This is a genomic window from Futiania mangrovi (genome assembly GCF_024158125.1).
GTDB classification, from domain to species: Bacteria; Pseudomonadota; Alphaproteobacteria; order Futianiales; family Futianiaceae; genus Futiania; species Futiania mangrovi.
On sequence record NZ_JAMZFT010000002.1, the window covers coordinates 269,665 to 289,669 of the forward strand.

A 20,005-nucleotide genomic window follows, 5' to 3' on the forward strand; every position below is an offset into this window, starting at 1 on the left:
ACGACCCCGGTCAGGTCGCCGTCTTGTCCGGGTAGAGGCAAAGGTCGGCGACCGGGCAGACCCCGCACTTCGGGCTGCGCGCGAGGCAGGTGTAGCGCCCGTGCAGGATCAGCCAGTGGTGGGCGTGCTGCAGGTAGGGCTGCGGTATGGCCGCGAGCAGCCCCATTTCCACGTCGAGCGGCGTCTTGCCCGGCGCCAGCCCCGTGCGGTTGCCGACCCGGAAGATGTGCGTGTCGACCGCCATCGTCGGCTCCCCGAAGGCGACGTTCAGCACCACGTTCGCCGTCTTTCGTCCGACGCCCGGCAACGCCTCGAGCTGGGCACGGTCGCGCGGCACCTGGCCGTCATGCTCATCGACCAGCGTGCGCGACAGCGCGATCACGTTCTTCGCCTTGTTGCGGAAGAGGCCGATGGTCTTGATCGCGTCGCGCACCCGGTCCTCGCCGAGGTCGAGCATGGCCTGCGGCGTGTCGGCCATGGCGAAAAGGCCGCGCGTCGCCTTGTTCACGCCCTTGTCGGTCGCCTGGGCCGAGAGCACCACGGCGACCAGCAGCGTGTAGGGATTGTGGTACTCAAGCTCCGTCTTCGGCTCTGGCATCGCGTCGGAGAAGCGGCGGAACATCTCCTCCACCGCCTCGGGCGACATGCGGGGCGGCGCCTTGACGCGCTTGCCCGCCTTGCGCTTCGCAGCGGCGGTCTTCGGCGCTTTCGGGGACCTCGGGCGGGAGGGTGCGGGCGTCTTGCTCATGGGCCGCGAGACTAGCCCACGGCCCCCGCGACGCGAAGTCCCTTTGCCGGGCGGGACACGGAAAGCTACATTTACGCCCCATGACGGAAACGGCGGCAATGATCCCCGACCGGGATGAGGACTGGACCGAGAGCGCGGGCGAGATCGTGTTCGACGCGACGTTGCGACCGCACCGCTCCCTGGGCCCCAAGGGCTTCATCGTGCTGATGGTCTTCATCTCGGCGATCAGCTTCGGCGCAGGGCTTTTCTACACGGTGCTGGGCGCGTGGCCGATCCTCGGCTTCTACGGCCTCGATGTGCTGGCAATCTGGTGGGCGTTCCGGACGAGCTTCCGCAACGGCCGCCTGCACGAGACGGTGGAACTGCGCCCCGCGCGCCTGCGTGTGCACCGGGTGCACCCCGGCGGGCGGGTGGAGCGGTGGGACTTCCAGCCCTACTGGGTCCGCCTCGCACTGGAGGAGGTGCGCAAGGACGATCCGCGCATCCGGCTGACACAGGGCACGGTGGCGGTGGAGCTCGGGCGCTTCATGAACGCCGAGGAACGGCGCGACTTCTTCGCCGCGCTCGAGGATGCGCTGGGCCGGGCCCGCGCGGCTGGAAACCCGATCTGACCGCAAGAACCGGGTGTCGCGGCGGCACGCCTGCGCCCTAGACTGGCGGGCAAGGATGGAGAGACCCGCCATGACTGCACCCGACACGCAGCCGGATAGGCTGTCCGACAACCTGGCCGACGATCTGGCCGACAGCGCCGAGGCCTTCGCCCGCATCGGCCGGGCGATCGCCTGGCTTGAGGAACACTACACGGAACAGCCGATGCTGGATGAGGCGGCAGAGGCGGCGGGCCTGTCGCCCTGGCACTTCCAGCGGCTGTTCACGCGCTGGACCGGCGTCAGTCCGAGGAGGTTCGTGGCCTATCTCACGCTCGACCACGCCAAGCAGCGCCTCGACCGGTCGGCGAGCGTCATGGACGCGGCCTTCGACGCCGGCCTTTCGGGTCCGTCGCGGCTGCACGACCTGTTCGTCACGCTCGACGCCATGACCCCGGGCGAGTTCAAGCGCGGCGGAGAGGGGCTCGTCATCCGCTTCGGCTATGCGTCCACGCCCTTCGGCGAGGCGATCGTCTGCTGGACCGAGCGCGGCATATGCGGCATGGGCTTCACGCTGGAGATGGGGCGGGAGGTGGCGCTCGACGACATGGGGGCCCGCTGGCCGCATGCGCGCATGGCGCGCGACGACGAGGGGGCGGCGGCGCGCATCGCGGAGATCTTCAGCGACACGGCAGGCGCGCCCCTGCGCCTGCACGTCATGGGCACGAACTTCCAGGTCCGGGTGTGGGAGGCGCTGTTGCGTATCCCGCCGGGCGCGGTCACGACCTATGCGCGGATCGCGCAACACCTTGGCGACGCGAAAGCCGTCCGCGCGGTCGGCACCGCCGTCGGGCGCAACCCGGTCTCCTACCTCATCCCCTGTCACAGGGTGCTACGGGGGACCGGCGCGCTCGCAGGATATCACTGGGGCCTGAAGACCAAGCGGGCGCTGCTCGCCATGGAAGCTGCACGCGCCGACGAACGGACGGAAGCGGGCGCGGCGTGACGCGCCCCTTGCGTTCAGAAGTCGATGCCGAGCACGTCCGCCATGGTGTAGATGCCGGGCGGCCGGCCCTGCCCCCACAGCGCCGCCTTGACCGCGCCGCGCGCGAAGATGCGGCGGTCGGCCGCGATGTGGCGCAGCTCGATCCGCTCGTCGTCCGCCGCGAAGATCGTCGTGTGCTCGCCCACGACATTGCCGCCGCGCAAGGCCGCAAGGCCGATGTGACCGCGCACGCGCGCGCCCGTGTGCCCGTCGCGGCCGCGGTCGGCGACCTCGCCCAGGCGTACGCCGCGGCCCTCGGCAGCAGCCTCTGCGAACATCAGGGCGGTGCCCGACGGCGCGTCGACCTTGTGCCGGTGGTGCATCTCAACGACCTCCACGTCCCAGTCGGCATCGAGCGTGGCCGCAACCTTGCGGATCAGCGCCTGCAGGAGGTTCACGCCGAGGCTCATGTTGCCCGACTTGACGATGGTCGCGTGACGGGCGGCTGCGGCGATCTTCTTCTCGTCGTCGGCGGAAAAGCCGGTCGTGCCGATCACATGGACGATGCGCGCCTGCGCGGCAAGGCCCGCGAACTCGACGGTCGCTGCAGGCGCGGTGAAGTCGAGCAGCGCATCACTCTGCACCAGCACGTCGAGCGCATCGTCGGTCAGCGGGACGCCCGTGTCCGGCCGGCCGATCAGGCGGCCGGCGTCGGTGCCGAGAAGATCGTGCCCCGGCCGCTCGATCGCGCCGGAGAGCACGGCCCCGTCCGTATCGAGAACGGTTTCGAGAAACGTGCGGCCCATGCGGCCGCTCGCCCCGGCCACCGCGATTCGTACGTCTGCCATGACAAGCCCTCCTCACCCGCGCAAACGGTCATCCCGCGGGGGAGGTAGCACCGGCAGAGCGTGGGGTAAAGCGGTCAGGCGTCCGCACGCCGCGCGTAGGTCCAGACGCGCGCAGGCCAGACATTGAGCCAGACGCGCCGCCCGCCATGGATGTCGAAGCCGTCCGGCAAGTCGCGCACCGGCGAGCCGCGGGAGTAGGTGAACTGGACGAAGATGCCGCCCGGTCCCATCAGCTCGGCACAATCCTCGACCAGCGCGCGGCGCACCTGACGCGGACGGGTCATCAGCGGCAGGCTGGAGACGACGGACGCGACCGGCCCCTCCACCACGCCCTCAAGCGTCTTCTTGATGCCATAGGCGTCGCCCTCGATCACGCGGACGCCGGGAAAGCGCTGGCGCAGGAGGCGGCAGAACTCCGGGTTGAACTCGACGAGGACGAGGCGCTCCGGCGCGATGCCGCTGGCGAGCAGGGCCGCCGTGACCGGGCCGGTTCCGGGGCCAAGCTCCACGATCACGCCGGCACGGTCCGCGGACGCGGCGGCAGCCATGGCGCGCGCCAGGCGGCGGCCCGACGGCGCGACGCCTCCGGTCTTGACCGGAGACTTGATCATCGCGCCGACGAACTGCACGTCGCGTTTCAGGGCCCTGCGCCGTTCCCGGATTATCTCACGCATACATTCGTCCTCGAATGACGGATCACGCCGCAGGCATAGCTTCTAAGCCGAGCGCCCGGAAGCGGAAAAACGCGCAGGCCTCAGTCCTTCATGCCGTCCCAGAACTCCTTCACCCTGGCGAAGAAGCCCGTGGACTGCGGGCTGTTGTCGCGCCCTTCCTTGTCGAACTCCTCCAGCAGCTCACGCTGGCGGCGGGTCAGGTTGACCGGGGTTTCGACCACGCATTCGATGTACTGGTCGCCATGGCGCCCGCCGCGCAGATGCGGCATGCCCTTGCCGCGCAGCCGGAACTGGCGGCCCGACTGGGTGCCCGCAGGGATTTCCACGCGCACGCGCCCACCGTCGATGCTCGGCACCTCGATCTTGCCGCCAAGCGCCGCTGTCGTCATCGGCACGGGAACGCGGCAGTGCAGGTCCGCACCCTCCCGCCGGAAGAGGTCGTGCGGCGCGATCTCGAGGAAGATGTAGAGATCGCCGGCAGGCCCGCCGCGCACGCCGGCCTCGCCCTCGCCGGAGAGCCGGATGCGCGTGCCCTCCTCCACCCCCTTCGGAATCGTGACGTTGAGCGTGCGCTCCCGCTCCACGCGGCCCGACCCCGAGCACGCCTTGCACGGGTTCTTGATGATGCGGCCGAGGCCGTTGCAGGTCGGGCAGGTCCGTTCGATCGTGAAGAAGCCCTGCTGGGCGCGCACCTTGCCCATGCCGGAGCAGGTCGGGCAGGTGACGGGCTGGGAGCCCGCCTCGGCGCCGGAGCCGCTGCACACCTCGCAGGAGACCGAGCCCGGCACGCGGATCTGCGCGGACTTGCCGTTGTAGGCCTCCTCCAGCGTGATGCGGAGGTTGTAGCGCAGGTCCGACCCGCGCGCCCGGCCGTCGCCGCGCGCACGGCCGCGCCCCATGAACTCCCCGAACAGGTCGTCGAACACGTCTGCGAAGGCGGAGGAGAAGTCCGCGCCGCCGCGCGCACCCGCCGCACCCGCACCGAAGCCGCCGGGGCCAGCGCCCATGCCGCCCTCGAACGCCGCGTGGCCGAACTGGTCGTAGGCCGCGCGCTTCTGGGCGTCCTTCAGGACGTCATAGGCCTCGTTGAGTTCCTTGAACTTGCGTTCCGCCTCGGGGTCGTCGCGGTTGCGGTCGGGGTGCAACTCCTTCGCACGCCCGCGGTAGGCCTTCTTCAGCTCCTCCGCGGAGGCATCGCGCGAGACGCCGAGGACCTTGTAGTAGTCCCGTTTTTCCATGGTTCAGTCGACGCTCGTTCGCTCGTGGTTCCAAGAGGCCCCGCCAGATCCATGCGATCACCGGCGGGGCCTGTCCCGGAACCGGCGTCTCCGCCGGGTCAGGCGTTCTTGTCGGACTTGTCGTCCTTCACTTCCTCGAACTCCGCATCGACGACGCCCTCGTCGCTGGCGGAGGCATCGTCTTGCTGCTCTCCGCCGCCGGAAGAGGCGTCCTCGTCCTTGTTGGCGTAGAGCACCTCGCCGAGCTTCATCGCCGCCTGGGCAAGCGCCTGCGTCTTGGCCTGGATGTCGTCGAGGTCGTCGCCGCCCGCGGCCTCCTTGAGCGCCGTCACGGCGTCCTGGATCGCGGTGCGGTCCGCCTCGCCGAGACGCCCGCCATATTCCTCGAGTTGCTTCTCGGTCTGGTGGACGAGCCCCTCGGCCTGGTTCTTCGCCTCGACCAGTTCGCGCTTCTTGCGGTCGGTGTCGCGGTTCTCCTCGGCCTCCTTGACCATCTTCTCGATGTCGGCGTCGGAGAGGCCGCCAGAGGCCTGGATGCGGATCTGCTGCTCCTTGCCCGTGCCCTTGTCCTTGGCCGAGACGTTGACGATGCCGTTGGCGTCGATGTCGAACGTCACCTCGATCTGCGGAACGCCGCGCGGTGCGGGCGGAATACCCATCAGGTCGAACTGGCCGAGCATCTTGTTGTCCGCGGCCATCTCGCGCTCGCCCTGGAACACGCGGATGGTGACCGCGTTCTGGTTGTCCTCGGCGGTGGAGAAGACCTGGCTCTTCTTGGTCGGGATCGTCGTGTTGCGGTCGATGAGGCGCGTGAACACGCCGCCCAGCGTCTCGATGCCGAGCGACAGGGGCGTCACGTCGAGCAGGAGGACGTCCTTCACGTCGCCCTGCAGAACGCCGGCCTGGATCGCCGCGCCGATGGCCACGACCTCGTCCGGGTTCACGCCCTTGTGCGGCTCGCGCCCGAAGAAGGTCTTCACCGCGGCCTGCACCTTGGGCATCCGCGTCATGCCGCCGACGAGCACGACCTCGTCGATCTCGCCCGCGCTGATGCCGGCGTCGGCCAGCGCTTTCTTGCAGGGCTCCAGCGTGCGCTGGATGAAGTCGTCGACCAGCGCCTCGAGCTTGGCGCGGGTGAGCTTCATCGTGAGATGCTTCGGCCCGGACTGGTCGGCGGTGATGAAGGGCAGGTTGATCTCGGTCTGCTGGGCCGACGACAGCTCGATCTTCGCCTTCTCCGCGGCCTCCTTGAGGCGCTGGAGGGCGAGCTTGTCGCCGCGCAGGTCGATGCCGTTCTCCTTCCTGAACTCGTCGGCGAGATAGTCGACGAGGCGCATGTCGAAGTCCTCGCCGCCGAGGAAGGTGTCGCCGTTCGTCGCCTTCACCTCGAACACGCCGTCGCCGATCTCGAGGATCGAGATGTCGAACGTGCCGCCGCCGAGGTCGTAGACCGCGATGGTCTTGCCGTCGTTCTTGTCGAGACCGTAGGCGAGCGCTGCCGCCGTCGGCTCGTTGATGATGCGCAGAACCTCGAGGCCCGCGATCTTGCCCGCGTCCTTGGTCGCCTGGCGCTGGGCGTCGTTGAAATAGGCGGGAACCGTGATGACGGCCTTGTCGACCGTCTCGCCGAGATAGGCTTCCGCCGTCTCCTTCATCTTCTGCAGCACGAGCGCGGAAACCTGCGAAGGCGCCATTTCCTTGCCGCGCGTCTCGACCCAGGCGTCGCCGTTGCCGCCCTTCACGATCTTGTAGGGGACGAGCTTCTTGTCCTTCTCCACCATCGGGTCGTCGTAGCGCCGTCCGATCAGGCGCTTGACCGCGAAGAAGGTGTGCTCCGGATTGGTGACCCCCTGCCGCTTGGCCGGCTGGCCGACCAGCGTCTCGCCGTCCTCCGTGAAGGCGACCATCGACGGCGTCGTGCGCGCGCCTTCCGCATTCTCGATCACTTTCGGCGACTTGCCGTCCATGATGGCGATGCAGGAGTTCGTGGTCCCGAGGTCGATGCCGATGACTTTGGCCATGTGCTCATACCCTTTTGATGCTCAGCGAGCGTACCGGACCCGCTCGGCACCCGGCACGCCCCCGCCCGTTCGCGGGTCGTGGACTCCAATGATGCGGGGTATATAGGCGGGGGCCCGTGGAGCCGCAACCGGCGAGCCGTGGCAAGTGCGCCACAGTGCTGCCATGCTGCTGCGGAAACGGCAAACGGCGCCCCGAGGGGCGCCGTCGCGCAAATCGTGAATGTTGCCGGATCAGGCGGCGCGGCGGCGCGCGGCCCAGACACCGACGAGGCCGAGGCCGAGCAGGCCGAGCACCGCAGGCTCCGACACCTGCGCGCTGTCGAGGCGGGTGTAGAAGCCGGCCGGCGTGCCGGCGACACCGTCGCCCTGGATCGTGATCTCGTGGCTGCCGGCGGACAGCGCCACCTCGCCCGACGACCAGGAGGCGCTGGTCCACGCGCTGTCGGCGGAGGCATCGTCGCCGAAACCGCTGGCGAAGGCCTGGAACGTCGTCGTCAGGATCAGCGTACCGAAGTCGTAGACGTAGTAAGTGTCACCGGTGATGAAGGAGTCCGTGATGCGGAACACCGCGGGGCCGGCCAGCGACAGGGAGATCGGCGACTCGGTCGAGTCCGTGAACGCGGCGGGGATCTCGTCGAACGACCAGCCGCCGTCGAGAACGGGCGCGGCCGACGCGATCGTCGGAATGGCAAACGCCAAGGACAGGGCCGCCGCGGCGGTGAGAGTTTTCAGGGTCATTTTGACTGGTTCCCAAATCTTAAAATTGTTGACGCGGTTACGAAACCGACCCACTTGGATGCAACTCTCGGGCCAGATTCGCCGCATGCGTGCAGAGCGCAGTTTTCCACACAGACTGGCGCGTTTGCCCTAGCCGCACGAATCGGAAAGCGTAAGCCATGCTGACGGGCGTCAGGAAACTTGACGGCTTTCTCAGCCGTAAGGAGCAGGGCCGCATGCTGGCGGAGGTGCGTGCGGGAATGGCTGCCGCCCCGCCCTTCCGGCCGGAGATGCCGCGCACGGGAAAGCCGTTCAGCGTGTGGATGACGAATTTCGGCCCGCTCGGCTGGGTGTCGGACCGCACGGGCGGCTACCGCTACCAGCCGGCGCATCCAGTGACGGGCGAACCCTGGCCGCCGATCCCGGAGGCGATCCTCGCCGTCTGGCGGGAGGTGGCGCGCTACCGCCACGATCCCGAGGCGTGCCTCGTCAACCTCTACGGCCCGGGCGCGCGCATGGGCCTGCACCAGGACCGCGACGAGGAGACGTTCGATGCACCCGTCGTGTCCATCTCGCTGGGCGACCGTGCGCGCTTCCGGTTGGGCGGTACGGAGCGCAAGGACCCGACGGCGAGCTTCTGGCTCGACAGCGGCGACGTTCTGGTGCTGGAGGGTGCGGCCCGCCTCGCCTTCCACGGCATCGACCGGGTGGTGCCGGACAGCTCCACCCTCTGCCCGGACCTCGGCCGGGTGAACCTGACGCTCAGGCGCGTGACGCGACCGTAAACGAACGTTCCGCCCTCACGCCCCCTGTGGCGCGGGCGGGGCCTTGGCGATGCCGACCATGGCGGGACGCAGGAGGCGTCCCTCCATCAGGAAGCCCGCCTGCATGGTCTGCACGACGGTGCCGGGGGCGTGGTCGGCGCTGGGGATCTCCACCATCGCCTGGTGCAGGTTCGGGTCGAACTTCTCCCCCGTCGGGTCGAGCCGGGTGATGCCGTGCCGCTCGAACACCGCCATCAGCTCGCGCTCGGTCGCCTCGATGCCGGAGAAGAGACCCTCGACCTCCGCGGGCAGGTCCTGCGGCGCAGCGTCGAGAGCGCGGCGCAGGTTGTCGGCCACGGTCAGCAGGTCGCGGGCGAGTTTCGCGCCGCCGTATTTCAGGGCGTCGGCCTTCTCCCGCTCGGCCCGGCGGCGCACGTTCTCCGCGTCCGCCATGGTGCGCAGGAGCCGGTCCTTCAGCTCCGCCGCCTCGGCCTCCGCCGCGGCCACCCGCTCGGCCAGCGCGGCCGCGTCGGCCGCAGGCGCATCCGCGCCCGTCATGCCTTCCTGAGCTTCGGCGGCATGGGTTTCGGTCGACTTGCTGCGGGGATCGGTCATGCGGTCACTCTCTTCTGCTGATCAGTCGCGCGCGAGAAGGCGGCTTACCACACGCGCGGTATAATCCACCATGGGCACGATGCGGGCATAATTGATGCGCGTCGGCCCGATGACGCCGATCGCCCCGATGACACGCTGCTGCGCGTTGCGGTAGGGCGCGACGACGAGCGAGGAGCCGGAGAGCGAAAAGAGCTTGGTCTCCGACCCGATGTAGATCTTCACGCCGTCGGCGTCGCGGGCGAGTTCCAGGAGGCGCACAAGCTCGGTCTTGGTTTCCAGCTCCTCGAACAGCAGCCGGATGCGGTCGAGATCGTCCGCCATCTGGATGTCCTCGAGCAGGTTCGACTGCCCGCGCACCAGGAGCTTCGCCGTTTCCGCCGCTTCTCCGCTGCTGCTGCCGACCCAGGTCGCAAGGCCCGTTTCCACCACGGCTGCGGTCAGCGCGTCGAGCGCCTTCTTGGCCTCCTCGATCTCGCCGTCGAGGACGCGGCGCGCATCCTCCAGCGTGCGGCCCGCGATCCGCGCGTTGAGGTAGTTACCCGCCTCGATCAGCGCAGAGGGCGGCAGGCCGGGCGGCAGATCGACGACACGGTTTTCCACCATGCCCTCGGCCGTCACCAGCACGACGAGCGCGGAACGGGCGTTGAGCGGCACGAACTCGATATGCCGGAGCGCGGAGTCGACCTTCGGCGACATCACGAGGCCGGCGCAGCGCGACAGGCCCGAGAGCATGGAGATCGCCTCTGTCAGCAAGTCCTCGTAGGTGTGCCCGCGCGCGGCCACCTTGGCGTCGATGGAGGTGCGCTCCTCGTCCGTCAGGTCGCCCACTTCCAGCAGCCCGTCGACGAAGAGCCGCAGCCCGATCTCCGTCGGCATCCGGCCCGCGCTGGTATGCGGTGAGTAGAGCAGGCCCATCGCCTCGAGATCCTGCATGACATTGCGGATCGAGGCGGCCGACAAGGGCATCGAGAGCGCGTGGGAAAGGGTACGCGAGCCCACGGGCGCGCCGGTATCGAGGTAGGACTCGACGATATGCCGGAAGATCTCGCGCGGGCGGTCGCGCAATTCCTCGATGCTGGCCGGTGTCCTGAGCCTCATGGCGGTGCCGGTGACCCTGTCCCTCGAAACGCTCCTCGCCCGCTGAGACATGCGGACATCCGTCAGTTAGGCATGGCCGCGCGTGCGGTCAATCCTTCGGCGCGGACCCGGCGACCGGTTCGGCGGCGCGGCCCATGCCCTTTGACGCCGGCGTCTGCGCCCGCTAGACCGTCGCCAAGCGTTCCCGCACCCGTTCATCGAGGAGACCCGCCATGCGCCCCTCCGGCCGCGCGCCCGACCAGCTTCGCGAGATCAGCCTGACGCCCGGCTACGCCCGCCATGCGGAAGGCTCCTGCCTCGTCGCGTTCGGCGACACGCACGTGCTGTGCACCGCCACGGTGGAAGAGCGCGTGCCCCCCTTCCTCAAGAACACCGGCCAGGGATGGGTGACGGCGGAGTACGGCATGCTGCCGCGCGCCACCAACACTCGGATGCGGCGCGAGGCCGCCACCGGCAAGCAGTCGGGCCGCACGCAGGAGATCCAGCGCCTGATCGGCCGGTCGCTGCGCGCGGTCACCGACCTCAAGGGGCTGGGGGAGCGGCAGATCACGCTCGACTGCGATGTGCTGCAGGCCGACGGCGGCACGCGCACGGCCTCCATCACCGGCGCGTTCGTCGCGCTGCACCAGGCGCTTGCGCCACTCGTCCAGGGCGGCGTGCTGGCGCGTATGCCGCTGACCGATCACGTGGCGGCGGTGTCCTGCGGCATCTACGAGGGCACGCCCGTGCTCGACCTCGACTATCCGGAGGATTCGAGCGCGGAAACGGACGCCAATTTCGTGCTCACGGGCGCCGGCGGCATCGTCGAGATCCAGGGCACCGCGGAGGGCGCGCCATTCAGCGAGGCGGAGTTCCTTTCCATGCTGGCACTGGCGCGCGACGGGATCGGCCGGCTCGTGGCGCTGCAGCGCGACGCACTCGGCCTCGGCTGAGGGAGGCGGACATGGCGCGGCGGCAGTTCGAGGGCGGCCGGCTGGTCATCGCCAGCCACAACCCGGGCAAGGTGCGCGAGATCGCGGAGCTTCTGGAGCCCCTGGGCGCGGAGGTGATCTCGGCGGGCGACCTAGGCCTGCCGGAGCCGGAGGAGACCGGCACCACGTTCGAGGCGAACGCGGAGCTGAAGGCGCTGGCGGCGGCACAGGCCGCGAACCTGCCCGCGCTCGCCGACGATTCGGGCTTCTGCGTCGATGCGCTGGGCGGCGATCCGGGCATCTATTCGGCACGCTGGGCGGGGCCGTCCAAGGACTTCCGCGTGGCCATGGAGAAGGTCCACGCGGCTATGGCGGAGAAGGGCGCGGATGCGCCCGACGGCGCGCAATTCGTCTGCGTACTGGCGCTCGCCTGGCCCGATGGCCATATCGAGAGCTTCCGGGGCACGGTCGACGGGCGCGCAGTGTGGCCGCCGCGCGGCGACCGCGGCTTCGGATACGACCCGATGTTCCAGCCGGAGGACGACACCCGCACCTTCGGCGAGATGGAGCCGCAGGAGAAACATGCCCGCAGCCACCGCGCACGCGCCTTTGCCCAACTCGTCGACGCCTGCTTCCGGCGCGGCTGAGCGCCCGCCGCGCAACGCCGGGGAAGCGGGGCTCGCGCTCTACGTCCACTGGCCGTTCTGCGCGGCCAAGTGTCCCTATTGCGATTTCAACAGTCATGTGCGCGAGAGCGTCGACCAGGTTCGCTGGGCGCGCGCGCTGATACGCGACCTGGAGGTGCAGGCCGACCGCACCCCGCGCCGGCCGCTTGCCTCTATCTTCTTCGGGGGCGGCACGCCTTCGCTGATGGCGCCGGAGGTGGTGGGCGGCGTCATCGACTGCGCCCGCAGCCTTTTCGGGCTGGAGGATGGCGCAGAGATCACGCTCGAGGCCAATCCGACGAGCGTCGAGGCCGAACGCTTCCGCGGCTATCGCGAGGCGGGCGTGAACCGGCTCTCCATGGGCATCCAGGCGCTCGACGACGAGAGCCTGAAGCGGCTCGGCCGTCTGCACACCTCAGCGGAGGCGCGCGCAGCCTTCGACCTCGCCCGCGCGACCTTCCCGCGCATCTCCTTCGACCTGATCTACGCCAGGCCCGGCCAGACGCCGGACGACTGGCGGCGCGAACTTGCGCAAGCGCTCGCCATGGCCGCCGACCACCTGTCGCTCTACCAGCTGACGATCGAGCCCGGCACGCGCTTTGCCGAACTGTACCGGCGCGGCAAGCTGCAGGTGCCGGACGACGCGGCGGCCGCCGCGCTCTACGAGATCACGCAGGAGGTTACGGCCGCGGCCGGGCTTCCGGCCTACGAGGTGTCGAACCATGCCGCACCCGGCGCTGAGGGGCGGCACAACCTCGTCTACTGGCGGCACGGTCGCTACCTGGGCGTGGGGCCGGGTGCGCACGGGCGCATCGACGTGGGCGGCGCGCTGCACGCGACCGAGGCGCACACCGCGCCCGAAGCCTGGCTCGACGCGGTCGAGCGGCTGGGCCACGGCATCTGCGCCGAAGCCACAATCCCGCCCGCCGAACAGGCCGAGGAGGTGGCGATCATGGGCTTGCGCCTGATGGAGGGCATCTCGCTCCGGCGCTATGCCGCGCTGGCCGGGGCGCCCATGAGCCCGCGGCGGCTGGAGCCCTTGCTGGCCGACGGCCTCGTCAGGGTTGCGGGCGACACGCTCTCGGTGACGGGGAAAGGCCGCCCGTTGCTCAACGCGATCCTGCGCGACCTGCTCGTCTGACCGTTTCCGTTCAGAAGGAAGGCGGCGCGAAAGTGTCGGGCGCGGGGCTGACCACCTTGAAGCCGTCGGCCGTGATCTCCATGACCGCCAGCCCGCGTTCGGCAAGACCCTGCGCATTGAAGCGGAAGATGCCGTCGACGCCGGCGAAGCCTTCCTGGTCGGCCAGCACCTCGTAGGCGAAGGGCTGCGCCATCCCGGTACGGATCAGCGCACCCGCCAGAGACACCGCGTCATAGGCGAGCGAACCGATCCGCGGCGGCGCCTCGCCATAGGCGGCCCGGTAGCGCCGCTCGAACACGTCGCGGTACTCCGGCTGCGGCGTCGCGAACCAGCCGCCGTGCATCAGCGGGTCCTGCAGGACGTTCGGATCGGACCAGAGCCCCGTGCCGAGCAGCCGCACCGCGTCGAGATCGACGTCGTAATAGGGCAGCAACGCCACGACGGAGCGCACGGCAAGCGCATTCTCGGGGATCAGGGCGGCCTGCCAGGTCTGGGCCGCGAACCCTTCCACGGGCGCAGCCATCTCCTGCGGGTCCGGCGGATACGTCGCCGACGCGGTCACGAGCGCGCCGGCGCGCGGCGCGATGCCGGTCAGCGCCTGCGCCACGCGCGCGCCGTAAGCAGTTTCCGGTGTCAGGCTGCCGATCTGCCGGAAGCCCTGCGACACCGCGTACGAGACGACGCGCGCCACCTCGTCCTCCGGCAGGAAGCTCAGCAGGAAGACGTTGTTGCCGGCGACCGTGCTGTCGGTCGAGAAGGCGATCACGTTCACGCCATAGCTGGCTGCGAGCGGGCCGGCGGCCTGCACGGAGTGGGAGAAAAGCGGCCCGAGAATCAGCTCCGCCCCTCGGTCGAGGGCCGTACGGGCCGCGGCGCTGGCGCCATCGGCGGTCCCGCCCGTGTCGTAGAAGGCGAGCTGCAGGCGCGGCTCGTTCAGGTCGTTCGCCGCAAGTTGCGCCGCATTGGCCAACGCCCGGGCCACCCGCTGCACACCCGGCTGCGGCGCGCCGGTCGGCAACAGGACGGCAACCTGCACCGGCGTATCGCGGGTGGCGGCGTCTGCCGCGGGTAGCTGCGCCGGTAGCTCGCTGGCGGGCCGGGTATCCTGAAGGATGACCCCGGTCGAACCGGACTGAACGGGGGCCGGGGGTGCCGTGCGCTGCGCGCATCCCGCTGTCAGGACCGCAGCCGCGGCCAGGACGGCGCCGAGTTTCGCCGCCCGCGCAAGCAGCGGCGCGAAATTGCGCTGGCCGTTCGTCTGAGCCATCGGTCTATACTCCCCTTCGTACGTAACCCGCGTAACATGGAACCCCTTGGCGTGCGACAGACTAAGCCCGAGGCCCCCGAGACACAACCGGAGGCGGAAGCCGCGCGCGCCCCAGGCGCCCCGGTGTGGCGCAGAACCCCACTCGACGCAGGGCTGCACGTGGTGGCGACCCCCATCGGCAACCTGCGCGACGTGAGCTTGCGTGCGCTCGACACGCTGGCCTCGGCCGCCGTCATCGCATGCGAGGACACGCGCATGACCGGCCGCCTGCTCGCCGCTTACGGCATCCGCACGACGCTCACGCCCTATCACGACCACAATGCGGCAGCCGCGCGGCCGAAACTGCTGGCCCGCCTTGCTGCGGGGGAGGCGGTCGCGCTGGTCAGCGACGCGGGCACGCCGCTCGTCTCCGATCCCGGCTACAAGCTGGTGCGCGCCGTGCTCGAGGCGGGCCATCGCGTGATCCCGGTGCCGGGGGCCTCGGCGTTGCTTGCAGGTCTCGTCAGCGCGGGCCTGCCCACCGACCGGGTGACCTTCGCGGGCTTCCTGCCGGCGAAGGCGGGAGCGCGGGAACGTGCGCTTCGCGATCTTGCCGGCCACCAGGCGACCCTCGTCTTCTACGAGAGCGGGCCGCGCCTTGCCGCCTCCCTTGCCGCCATGGCCGGGGTACTGGGCGACCGGGAGGCCGCGGTCGCGCGCGAGTTGACCAAGCTGCACGAGGAGGTGCGCCGCGGCACGCTCGCGGATCTCGCGGCGCACTATGCCGAGGCGGGGCCGCCCAAGGGCGAGATCGTCGTCGTCGTCGGCCCGCCCGGGGAGACGGAAGCCCCCGATGCAGAGAGCCTCGATGCCCGGCTCGCCGAACTGGTCCCGAACCTGGGCGTGAAGGGCGCGGCGCGCCAGATCGCCGCCGAGACGGGCATGCCCATGCGCGACCTCTATGCCCGCGCCCTCGCCCTCCCCCGCTGAAGCGCCGCGGGCGAAAGTCCGGGCCGAACGGGCCGGGCGGCTGGCCGAGATGCTGGCCGCGTGGCTTCTGCGGCTCAAGGGTTTCCGCGTGCTGGCGCGCCGCGTGCGCACATCCGTGGGCGAGATCGACCTCGTCGCCATGCGCGGCAACCTCGTCCTCGTCGTCGAGGTCAAGCGGCGTCCGACCCATGCGGAGGCGCTGGCCGCCGTCACGCCGCGGCAGCGCCATCGGCTGGCCCGGGCGGCGGCGTCGCTCATCGCGCGCGATGCCCGGCTCGCCGGGGCAGACATGCGCTTCGACGTCGTGAGCGTGGACAAGTGGATGCGCGTGCGCCACCTTTCCGACGCTTGGCGCGAATGACGAATCAGGCTGCCTGCGGGAGATCGAGATGACCGAGACCGGGCGCGCGCGGCGCATCAGACACACCCTGGCCCTCCTGGCCCTGCCGCTCCTGCTTGCGGGGACGTCCCTGCTCGGCGGCTGCGCGCCGGTCGTTTTCGGAGGCGCAGCGGCCGGCGGCGTCGCCGTCGCGCAGGAGCGCACCGTCGGCGATGCCTTCGACGACACGCGCATCAAGCTCGAACTCAACGGCAAGCTGCTCGAATCGCCGCGCGAGGGCGTGTTCTCGGGCGTCGAGATCGAGGTGGTGGAGGGCCGCGTGTTGCTGGCAGGCTCCGTCCCCCTGCCGGAGGACCGGATCGAGGTCGCCCGCATGGCGTGGACGACCCCCGGCGTGAAGAACGTCATCAACGAGATCCAGGTGGGCGACAGCTCCGGCATCGTGGATTTCGCCAAGGACGCCTGGATCACGGCGCAGTTGCGCACCAAGCTGCTGTTCGACGAGAACGTCCGCAGCATCAACTACACGGTCGAGACGGTGAACGGCACGGTCTACCTGATCGGCATCTCGCGCAGTCCGGAGGAGGAGGCGCGCGTCACCGGCCATGCAAGCCGCATCGCAGGCGTACAGAAGGTCGTCTCCTACGTGGTGCCGGTCGACGACCCGTCGCGCCAGCCGCAACCGGTGGCGCGGCCGCAGGGCTGATCCCGGCCTCCCAGCGGGGTGGCAGACCCTCTTCCCGATTGATGCGAAGGCTTGCGCGGGCGTATGACTTGGCCCATGTCCGGGATCACGCGGGCCCGGCGGATATGGCGCGGCCCGCCCGAAGAGGAACCACGCAGAGATGAGCCAGGACCAATCGCGCGCAGCCGGTAGGGCCGGACTGCGCGTCGCCATCCAGATGGACCCGATCGAGGGGATCGACATCCGCGGCGATTCCACCTTTCGCCTCGCGCTGGAGGCGCAGGAGCGCAGTCATACCCTCTGGTACTACCTGCCGGATGCGCTGAGCTACCGGGCCGGCCGCGTCATCGCGCAAGCCCGCCGGATCGAGGTCCGCCGCGAGATCGGCAACCATGTGAGCTTCGGGGAGGACGCGCTGCTCGACCTCGGCCGCGACACCGATGTCGTGCTGATGCGCCAGGATCCGCCCTTCGACATGGCCTACATCACGGCGACCCACCTGCTGGAGCAGGTCCATGGCGAAACGCTGGTGGTCAACGACCCGGCCGAAGTGCGCAACGCCCCGGAGAAGCTGTTCGTGACGCGCTTCCCGGACCTGATGCCGCCGACGCTCATCTCACGCGATCCCATGACCATAAGGTCGTTCCGCGAGGAGCATGGCGACATCATCGTGAAGCCGCTTTACGGCAATGGCGGCGCGGGTGTCTTCCACCTGCCGGAATCCGATGCGAACCTGAACGCGCTGCTGGAGCTGTTCATGGGCATGAGCCGCGAGCCCGTGATCGTGCAGCGCTTCCTGCCGGAGGTGCGCAAGGGCGACAAGCGCATCGTGCTCGTCGACGGCGTGGCGGCGGGCGCGATCAACCGCGTGCCCGCGGCAGGCGACGCACGCTCCAACATGCACGTCGGCGGCAGGGCCGAGCCCGTGGAGATGAGCGCCCGCGACCGGGAGATCTGCGCCCGCATCGGGCCGGAACTGAAGACGCGCGGCCTTGTCTTCGTCGGCATCGACGTGATCGGCGACTGGCTGACCGAGATCAACGTGACGTCGCCCACCGGCATCCAGGAGATCGAGCGGTTCGACGGCACCAATATCGCGGCCCTGATCTGGGATGCAGTGGAAGGCCGGGTGGCGGCGAAGTCGGCGGCGTGAGCTGGCAGGCACCCCTTCTGCGCGCCTATCTGCGCTGGACCATCAAGCGCGGACTGAAACCCGACCGTGGCGTCGGCTGGGTCCGGGCCAAGATGGACCGCGACGTCCGTATCCTGCCGCCGCCGCCACCGGAGGTGCGCATCCTGCCCGCCCGGATCGGCGGCGTGCCCGGCGAGTGGGTCGAGACGGGTCCGGCGCTCGAGACGCCGGCCATCCTTTACCTGCATGGCGGCGGCTATGTCTGCGGCTCGCCACGCACACACCGGCCGCTCACATGGCGGCTGGCGAAGGCCGCGGGCGCGCGGCTGTTTGCCGCCGACTACCGGCTTGCGCCGGAGCATCCCTGCCCCGCCGCGGTCGAGGACGTGGTGGCCGCATGGAAAGGCCTGCTGGAGGCGGGACTGCCGCCGCAGGGCGTAGCCATTGCCGGCGACAGTGCGGGCGGCGGCCTTGCGCTTGCGGCGATGCAGGCGATCCGGGACGCCGGGCTTCCCGGACCGGCATGCGCCGTCCTCTTCTCGCCCTGGACCGATCTCACCGGCAGCGGCGAGAGCATGCGGAAGAACGCCGCCGCCGACCCGATGCTGAGCCCGCATTTCGCGGCAGAGGCCGCCCGCCTCTACGTACCGCGCGGCCGTCTCGACGCCGCCCCCTGTTCGCCCTTGTTCGGCGCGATGGAGGGTCTGCCGCCCGTCCTCGTACAGGCCGGGACGACGGAGATCCTGCTGGACGATTCCCGCAGGCTGGCGGACCGGCTGCGCGAGGCGGGCGTCGACGTGACCCTCGACCTGTGGCCGAACATGCCGCATGCCTGGCCCTACTTCCGGCACGTCCTGCCGGAGGCGCGGACCGCACTCGCCGAGGCTGGCCGCTTCATCCGCCGCCATACTGCGCGGTAGGGCCACGCTCTCTGCCTTTTCTCTGGCACCCGAAGCGTGCATGAATACACTCGTGCTCGCGCTTTACGCGAGTTGCGGGATGACAGCGGGGCATCATGACGGCGCACGTCCACACGGTTGCGTTCCAGGGGATCGAGGCGGTGCCGGTCGAGGTGCAGGTGCAGATCACCAGCGGCCTGCCCGCCTTCGCCATCGTGGGCCTTGCAGACAAGGCCGTGTCGGAAGCGCGCGAGCGGGTGCGCGCGGCACTCGGCGCCATCGGCCTCGCGCTGCCGCCGAAGCGCATCACGGTGAACCTCGCCCCCGCCGACCTGCCCAAGGAGGGGAGCCACTACGACCTGCCTATCGCGCTCGGCGTGATGATCGCGGCGGGCGCGGCGCCCTCGGAAGCCGGACAGTCGCACCTGGTCCTGGGCGAACTGGGCCTCGACGGCCGCATCGCGCCGGTGGCGGGCGTGCTGCCTGCCGCCGTCAGCGCCCTGCAGCAGGACCGCGGCATCGTCTGTCCCGCCGCCTGCGGGCCGGAGGCGGCGTGGGCCGGGGACCTCGACATCGTGGCCGCGCCCTCGCTCCTTGCCCTGCTGAACCACCTGCGCGGCACGCAGGTGCTGTCGCGACCGGCGCCCGGCGCGGTCACGGACGGGCGCGCGCAGCTCGACCTGCGCGACATCAAGGGCCAGGAAAGTGCCAGGCGCGCGTTGGAGGTCGCCGCGGCCGGCGGGCACAACCTGCTGATGCTCGGTCCGCCCGGGTCGGGCAAGTCGATGCTGGCGGCGCGCCTCCCCGGCCTGCTGCCGCCGCTCGACCCGTCCGAGGCGCTGGAGGTGAGCATGATCGCCTCGGTCGCGGGCCTGCTGGAGGGCGGGCGTATCTCGCGCACCCGGCCCTACCGCGCGCCGCACCATTCGGCGAGCCAGGCGGCGATGGTCGGCGGCGGACGGCGCGCCCTGCCGGGGGAGGTCTCGCTCGCACATCTGGGCGTGCTGTTCCTCGACGAGCTGCCGGAGTTCAACCGGGTCGTGCTCGACAGCCTGCGCCAGCCGCTGGAAACCGGGCGGACCGAGGTCGCCCGCGCCAATGCGCACGTGACCTATCCCTCGCGGGTGCAGCTGGTCGCGGCCATGAACCCCTGCCGCTGCGGCCACCTTGGCGACCCGGCGCTCGCCTGCGGCCGGGCGCCGAAGTGCGCGCGCGACTACCAGGCACGGTTGTCGGGACCGCTGCTGGACCGCTTCGACCTGCGCATCGAGGTGCCGCCCGTGAGCGCGGCGGACCTGGCGCTGCCGCCGGCGGCGGAGGGTAGCGCGGAGGCTGCTGCGCGAATCGCGCGGGCCCGCGACATCCAGCGCAGGCGCTACCGCAATGCGGCCGGACCGGTGCGCATCCGAACCAATGCGGAAGCCGAGGGGCAGGTTCTCGACGCCGCCGCGAAACCCGATCCGGCAGGGGTGAAGCTGCTGGAGGAGGCTGCGGTGCAATTCCGCCTGACCGCCCGCGGCTACATGCGGGTGCTGCGCGTCGCGCGGACGCTCGCCGATCTCGACCCAGCTCACGACCCGGACCGCCCGCCGACGCGCCTGCACGTGGCGGAGGCGCTGGGCTACCGGGTGACGGCCCTCGCCTGAGCGTTTGAGAGTTCGTAAACCATCCTGCGCCTAGTGTTCCGATGGGAAAGGTGCG

21 protein-coding genes are annotated in these 20,005 nt (G+C 70.3%); 12 read left to right on the forward strand and 9 right to left on the reverse strand.

Annotated elements, in window-relative coordinates; all coding sequences use genetic code 11:
- Positions 1-10: 10 nt before the first annotated feature.
- The gene (gene nth / locus NJQ99_RS08205; protein ID WP_269332343.1) at positions 11-748 is read right to left on the reverse strand and encodes an endonuclease III; all 738 of its coding nucleotides are present in this window, start codon (positions 746-748) and stop codon (positions 11-13) included.
- A 98-nt stretch (positions 749-846) separates the two neighbouring features.
- On the opposite strand from nth, the gene NJQ99_RS08210 reads away from it, so the two are divergent.
- Complete coding sequence (locus NJQ99_RS08210) at positions 847-1,359, forward strand: DUF2244 domain-containing protein (protein ID WP_269332344.1); 513 nt, start codon at positions 847-849, stop codon at positions 1,357-1,359.
- Between the two features lie 70 nt (positions 1,360-1,429).
- Positions 1,430-2,341, forward strand: a complete 912-nt coding sequence (locus NJQ99_RS08215; RefSeq protein ID WP_269332345.1) for a bifunctional transcriptional activator/DNA repair enzyme AdaA — start codon at positions 1,430-1,432, stop codon at positions 2,339-2,341.
- Between the two features lie 14 nt (positions 2,342-2,355).
- Here NJQ99_RS08215 and dapB read toward each other — a convergent pair whose 3' ends face one another.
- From dapB to NJQ99_RS08240, 5 genes are all read right to left on the reverse strand, one after another.
- Positions 2,356-3,168: a 4-hydroxy-tetrahydrodipicolinate reductase gene (gene dapB, locus NJQ99_RS08220; protein WP_269332346.1), complete on the reverse strand. Its 813-nt coding sequence runs from the start codon at positions 3,166-3,168 to the stop codon at positions 2,356-2,358.
- A 74-nt stretch (positions 3,169-3,242) separates the two neighbouring features.
- The gene (locus NJQ99_RS08225) at positions 3,243-3,842 is read right to left on the reverse strand and encodes a class I SAM-dependent methyltransferase (RefSeq protein ID WP_269332347.1); all 600 of its coding nucleotides are present in this window, start codon (positions 3,840-3,842) and stop codon (positions 3,243-3,245) included.
- 80 nt (positions 3,843-3,922) lie between these two features.
- Positions 3,923-5,080 (reverse strand): molecular chaperone DnaJ, encoded by a 1,158-nt coding sequence (gene dnaJ, locus NJQ99_RS08230; protein WP_269332348.1) that lies wholly within the window; start codon positions 5,078-5,080, stop codon positions 3,923-3,925.
- 98 nt (positions 5,081-5,178) lie between these two features.
- Complete coding sequence (gene dnaK, locus NJQ99_RS08235) at positions 5,179-7,101, reverse strand: molecular chaperone DnaK (protein ID WP_269332349.1); 1,923 nt, start codon at positions 7,099-7,101, stop codon at positions 5,179-5,181.
- Positions 7,102-7,332: 231 nt separating this feature from the next.
- Complete coding sequence (locus NJQ99_RS08240; RefSeq protein ID WP_269332350.1) at positions 7,333-7,839, reverse strand: PEP-CTERM sorting domain-containing protein; 507 nt, start codon at positions 7,837-7,839, stop codon at positions 7,333-7,335.
- Between the two features lie 158 nt (positions 7,840-7,997).
- On the opposite strand from NJQ99_RS08240, the gene NJQ99_RS08245 reads away from it, so the two are divergent.
- Complete coding sequence (locus NJQ99_RS08245) at positions 7,998-8,603, forward strand: alpha-ketoglutarate-dependent dioxygenase AlkB (RefSeq protein ID WP_269332351.1); 606 nt, start codon at positions 7,998-8,000, stop codon at positions 8,601-8,603.
- A 15-nt stretch (positions 8,604-8,618) separates the two neighbouring features.
- On the opposite strand, the gene grpE is transcribed toward NJQ99_RS08245, so the two are convergent.
- Both grpE and hrcA read right to left on the reverse strand, forming a co-directional pair.
- Complete coding sequence (gene grpE, locus NJQ99_RS08250) at positions 8,619-9,197, reverse strand: nucleotide exchange factor GrpE (RefSeq protein WP_269332352.1); 579 nt, start codon at positions 9,195-9,197, stop codon at positions 8,619-8,621.
- Between the two features lie 21 nt (positions 9,198-9,218).
- Positions 9,219-10,295 carry a heat-inducible transcriptional repressor HrcA gene (hrcA, locus tag NJQ99_RS08255; protein ID WP_269332353.1) on the reverse strand — a complete coding sequence of 359 codons (1,077 nt, stop codon included), beginning with the start codon at positions 10,293-10,295 and terminating at the stop codon, positions 9,219-9,221.
- A 212-nt stretch (positions 10,296-10,507) separates the two neighbouring features.
- Here hrcA and rph point away from each other — a divergent pair, with 212 nt between their 5' ends.
- Genes rph through hemW form a run of 3 tightly spaced genes read left to right on the forward strand, consistent with a single transcriptional unit; the run spans position 10,508 to position 13,012 of the window.
- Positions 10,508-11,227: a ribonuclease PH gene (gene rph, locus NJQ99_RS08260; RefSeq protein WP_269332354.1), complete on the forward strand. Its 720-nt coding sequence runs from the start codon at positions 10,508-10,510 to the stop codon at positions 11,225-11,227.
- Positions 11,228-11,238: 11 nt separating this feature from the next.
- The gene (gene rdgB, locus NJQ99_RS08265) at positions 11,239-11,853 is read left to right on the forward strand and encodes an RdgB/HAM1 family non-canonical purine NTP pyrophosphatase (protein ID WP_269332355.1); all 615 of its coding nucleotides are present in this window, start codon (positions 11,239-11,241) and stop codon (positions 11,851-11,853) included.
- Positions 11,789-13,012, forward strand: a complete 1,224-nt coding sequence (gene hemW, locus NJQ99_RS08270; protein WP_269332356.1) for a radical SAM family heme chaperone HemW — start codon at positions 11,789-11,791, stop codon at positions 13,010-13,012. The genes rdgB and hemW overlap by 65 nt, the downstream gene beginning before the upstream one ends.
- 10 nt (positions 13,013-13,022) lie before the next feature.
- Here hemW and NJQ99_RS08275 read toward each other — a convergent pair whose 3' ends face one another.
- A complete protein-coding gene (locus tag NJQ99_RS08275; RefSeq protein WP_269332357.1) occupies positions 13,023-14,279 on the reverse strand; it encodes a penicillin-binding protein activator in 1,257 nt (418 codons plus the stop codon).
- A 36-nt stretch (positions 14,280-14,315) separates the two neighbouring features.
- Between NJQ99_RS08275 and rsmI the strand changes: the two genes are divergently transcribed.
- The 6 genes from rsmI to NJQ99_RS08305 all read left to right on the forward strand — a co-directional run bounded on the left by rsmI (position 14,316) and on the right by NJQ99_RS08305 (position 19,950).
- Complete coding sequence (gene rsmI, locus NJQ99_RS08280; RefSeq protein WP_407933359.1) at positions 14,316-15,248, forward strand: 16S rRNA (cytidine(1402)-2'-O)-methyltransferase; 933 nt, start codon at positions 14,316-14,318, stop codon at positions 15,246-15,248.
- Positions 15,220-15,609 carry a YraN family protein gene (locus tag NJQ99_RS08285; RefSeq protein ID WP_269332359.1) on the forward strand — a complete coding sequence of 130 codons (390 nt, stop codon included), beginning with the start codon at positions 15,220-15,222 and terminating at the stop codon, positions 15,607-15,609. The genes rsmI and NJQ99_RS08285 overlap by 29 nt, the downstream gene beginning before the upstream one ends.
- Positions 15,610-15,637: 28 nt before the next feature.
- The gene (locus NJQ99_RS08290) at positions 15,638-16,294 is read left to right on the forward strand and encodes a BON domain-containing protein (protein ID WP_269332360.1); all 657 of its coding nucleotides are present in this window, start codon (positions 15,638-15,640) and stop codon (positions 16,292-16,294) included.
- Positions 16,295-16,433: 139 nt separating this feature from the next.
- Positions 16,434-17,426, forward strand: coding sequence for a glutathione synthase (gshB, locus tag NJQ99_RS08295; protein ID WP_269332361.1), 993 nt, complete (start codon positions 16,434-16,436; stop codon positions 17,424-17,426).
- Positions 17,423-18,325, forward strand: a complete 903-nt coding sequence (locus NJQ99_RS08300) for an alpha/beta hydrolase (RefSeq protein ID WP_269332362.1) — start codon at positions 17,423-17,425, stop codon at positions 18,323-18,325. The genes gshB and NJQ99_RS08300 overlap by 4 nt, the downstream gene beginning before the upstream one ends.
- Before the next feature lie 95 nt (positions 18,326-18,420).
- Positions 18,421-19,950, forward strand: coding sequence for a YifB family Mg chelatase-like AAA ATPase (locus NJQ99_RS08305; protein ID WP_269332363.1), 1,530 nt, complete (start codon positions 18,421-18,423; stop codon positions 19,948-19,950).
- The last annotated feature ends 55 nt before the right edge of the window (positions 19,951-20,005 follow it).

What these genes read in the sequence shown, in the direction of transcription:
- NJQ99_RS08305 (WP_269332363.1), top strand. Translation starts at nt 18,421, where the DNA reads ATGACGGCGCACGTCCACACGGTTGCGTTCCAGGGGATCGAGGCGGTG.
- gshB (WP_269332361.1), top strand. Translation starts at nt 16,434, where the DNA reads ATGAGCCAGGACCAATCGCGCGCAGCCGGTAGGGCCGGACTGCGCGTC.
- NJQ99_RS08215 (WP_269332345.1), top strand. Translation starts at nt 1,430, where the DNA reads ATGACTGCACCCGACACGCAGCCGGATAGGCTGTCCGACAACCTGGCC.
- nth (WP_269332343.1), bottom strand. Translation starts at nt 748, where the DNA reads ATGAGCAAGACGCCCGCACCCTCCCGCCCGAGGTCCCCGAAAGCGCCG.
- hemW (WP_269332356.1), top strand. Translation starts at nt 11,789, where the DNA reads ATGCCCGCAGCCACCGCGCACGCGCCTTTGCCCAACTCGTCGACGCCT.
- NJQ99_RS08245 (WP_269332351.1), top strand. Translation starts at nt 7,998, where the DNA reads ATGCTGACGGGCGTCAGGAAACTTGACGGCTTTCTCAGCCGTAAGGAG.
- NJQ99_RS08290 (WP_269332360.1), top strand. Translation starts at nt 15,638, where the DNA reads ATGACCGAGACCGGGCGCGCGCGGCGCATCAGACACACCCTGGCCCTC.
- dnaJ (WP_269332348.1), bottom strand. Translation starts at nt 5,080, where the DNA reads ATGGAAAAACGGGACTACTACAAGGTCCTCGGCGTCTCGCGCGATGCC.
- NJQ99_RS08275 (WP_269332357.1), bottom strand. Translation starts at nt 14,279, where the DNA reads ATGGCTCAGACGAACGGCCAGCGCAATTTCGCGCCGCTGCTTGCGCGG.
- grpE (WP_269332352.1), bottom strand. Translation starts at nt 9,197, where the DNA reads ATGACCGATCCCCGCAGCAAGTCGACCGAAACCCATGCCGCCGAAGCT.
- NJQ99_RS08285 (WP_269332359.1), top strand. Translation starts at nt 15,220, where the DNA reads ATGCCCGCGCCCTCGCCCTCCCCCGCTGAAGCGCCGCGGGCGAAAGTC.
- NJQ99_RS08240 (WP_269332350.1), bottom strand. Translation starts at nt 7,839, where the DNA reads ATGACCCTGAAAACTCTCACCGCCGCGGCGGCCCTGTCCTTGGCGTTT.
- dnaK (WP_269332349.1), bottom strand. Translation starts at nt 7,101, where the DNA reads ATGGCCAAAGTCATCGGCATCGACCTCGGGACCACGAACTCCTGCATC.
- rph (WP_269332354.1), top strand. Translation starts at nt 10,508, where the DNA reads ATGCGCCCCTCCGGCCGCGCGCCCGACCAGCTTCGCGAGATCAGCCTG.
- dapB (WP_269332346.1), bottom strand. Translation starts at nt 3,168, where the DNA reads ATGGCAGACGTACGAATCGCGGTGGCCGGGGCGAGCGGCCGCATGGGC.
- rdgB (WP_269332355.1), top strand. Translation starts at nt 11,239, where the DNA reads ATGGCGCGGCGGCAGTTCGAGGGCGGCCGGCTGGTCATCGCCAGCCAC.
- hrcA (WP_269332353.1), bottom strand. Translation starts at nt 10,295, where the DNA reads ATGAGGCTCAGGACACCGGCCAGCATCGAGGAATTGCGCGACCGCCCG.
- NJQ99_RS08225 (WP_269332347.1), bottom strand. Translation starts at nt 3,842, where the DNA reads ATGCGTGAGATAATCCGGGAACGGCGCAGGGCCCTGAAACGCGACGTG.
- rsmI (WP_407933359.1), top strand. Translation starts at nt 14,316, where the DNA reads ATGGAACCCCTTGGCGTGCGACAGACTAAGCCCGAGGCCCCCGAGACA.
- NJQ99_RS08210 (WP_269332344.1), top strand. Translation starts at nt 847, where the DNA reads ATGATCCCCGACCGGGATGAGGACTGGACCGAGAGCGCGGGCGAGATC.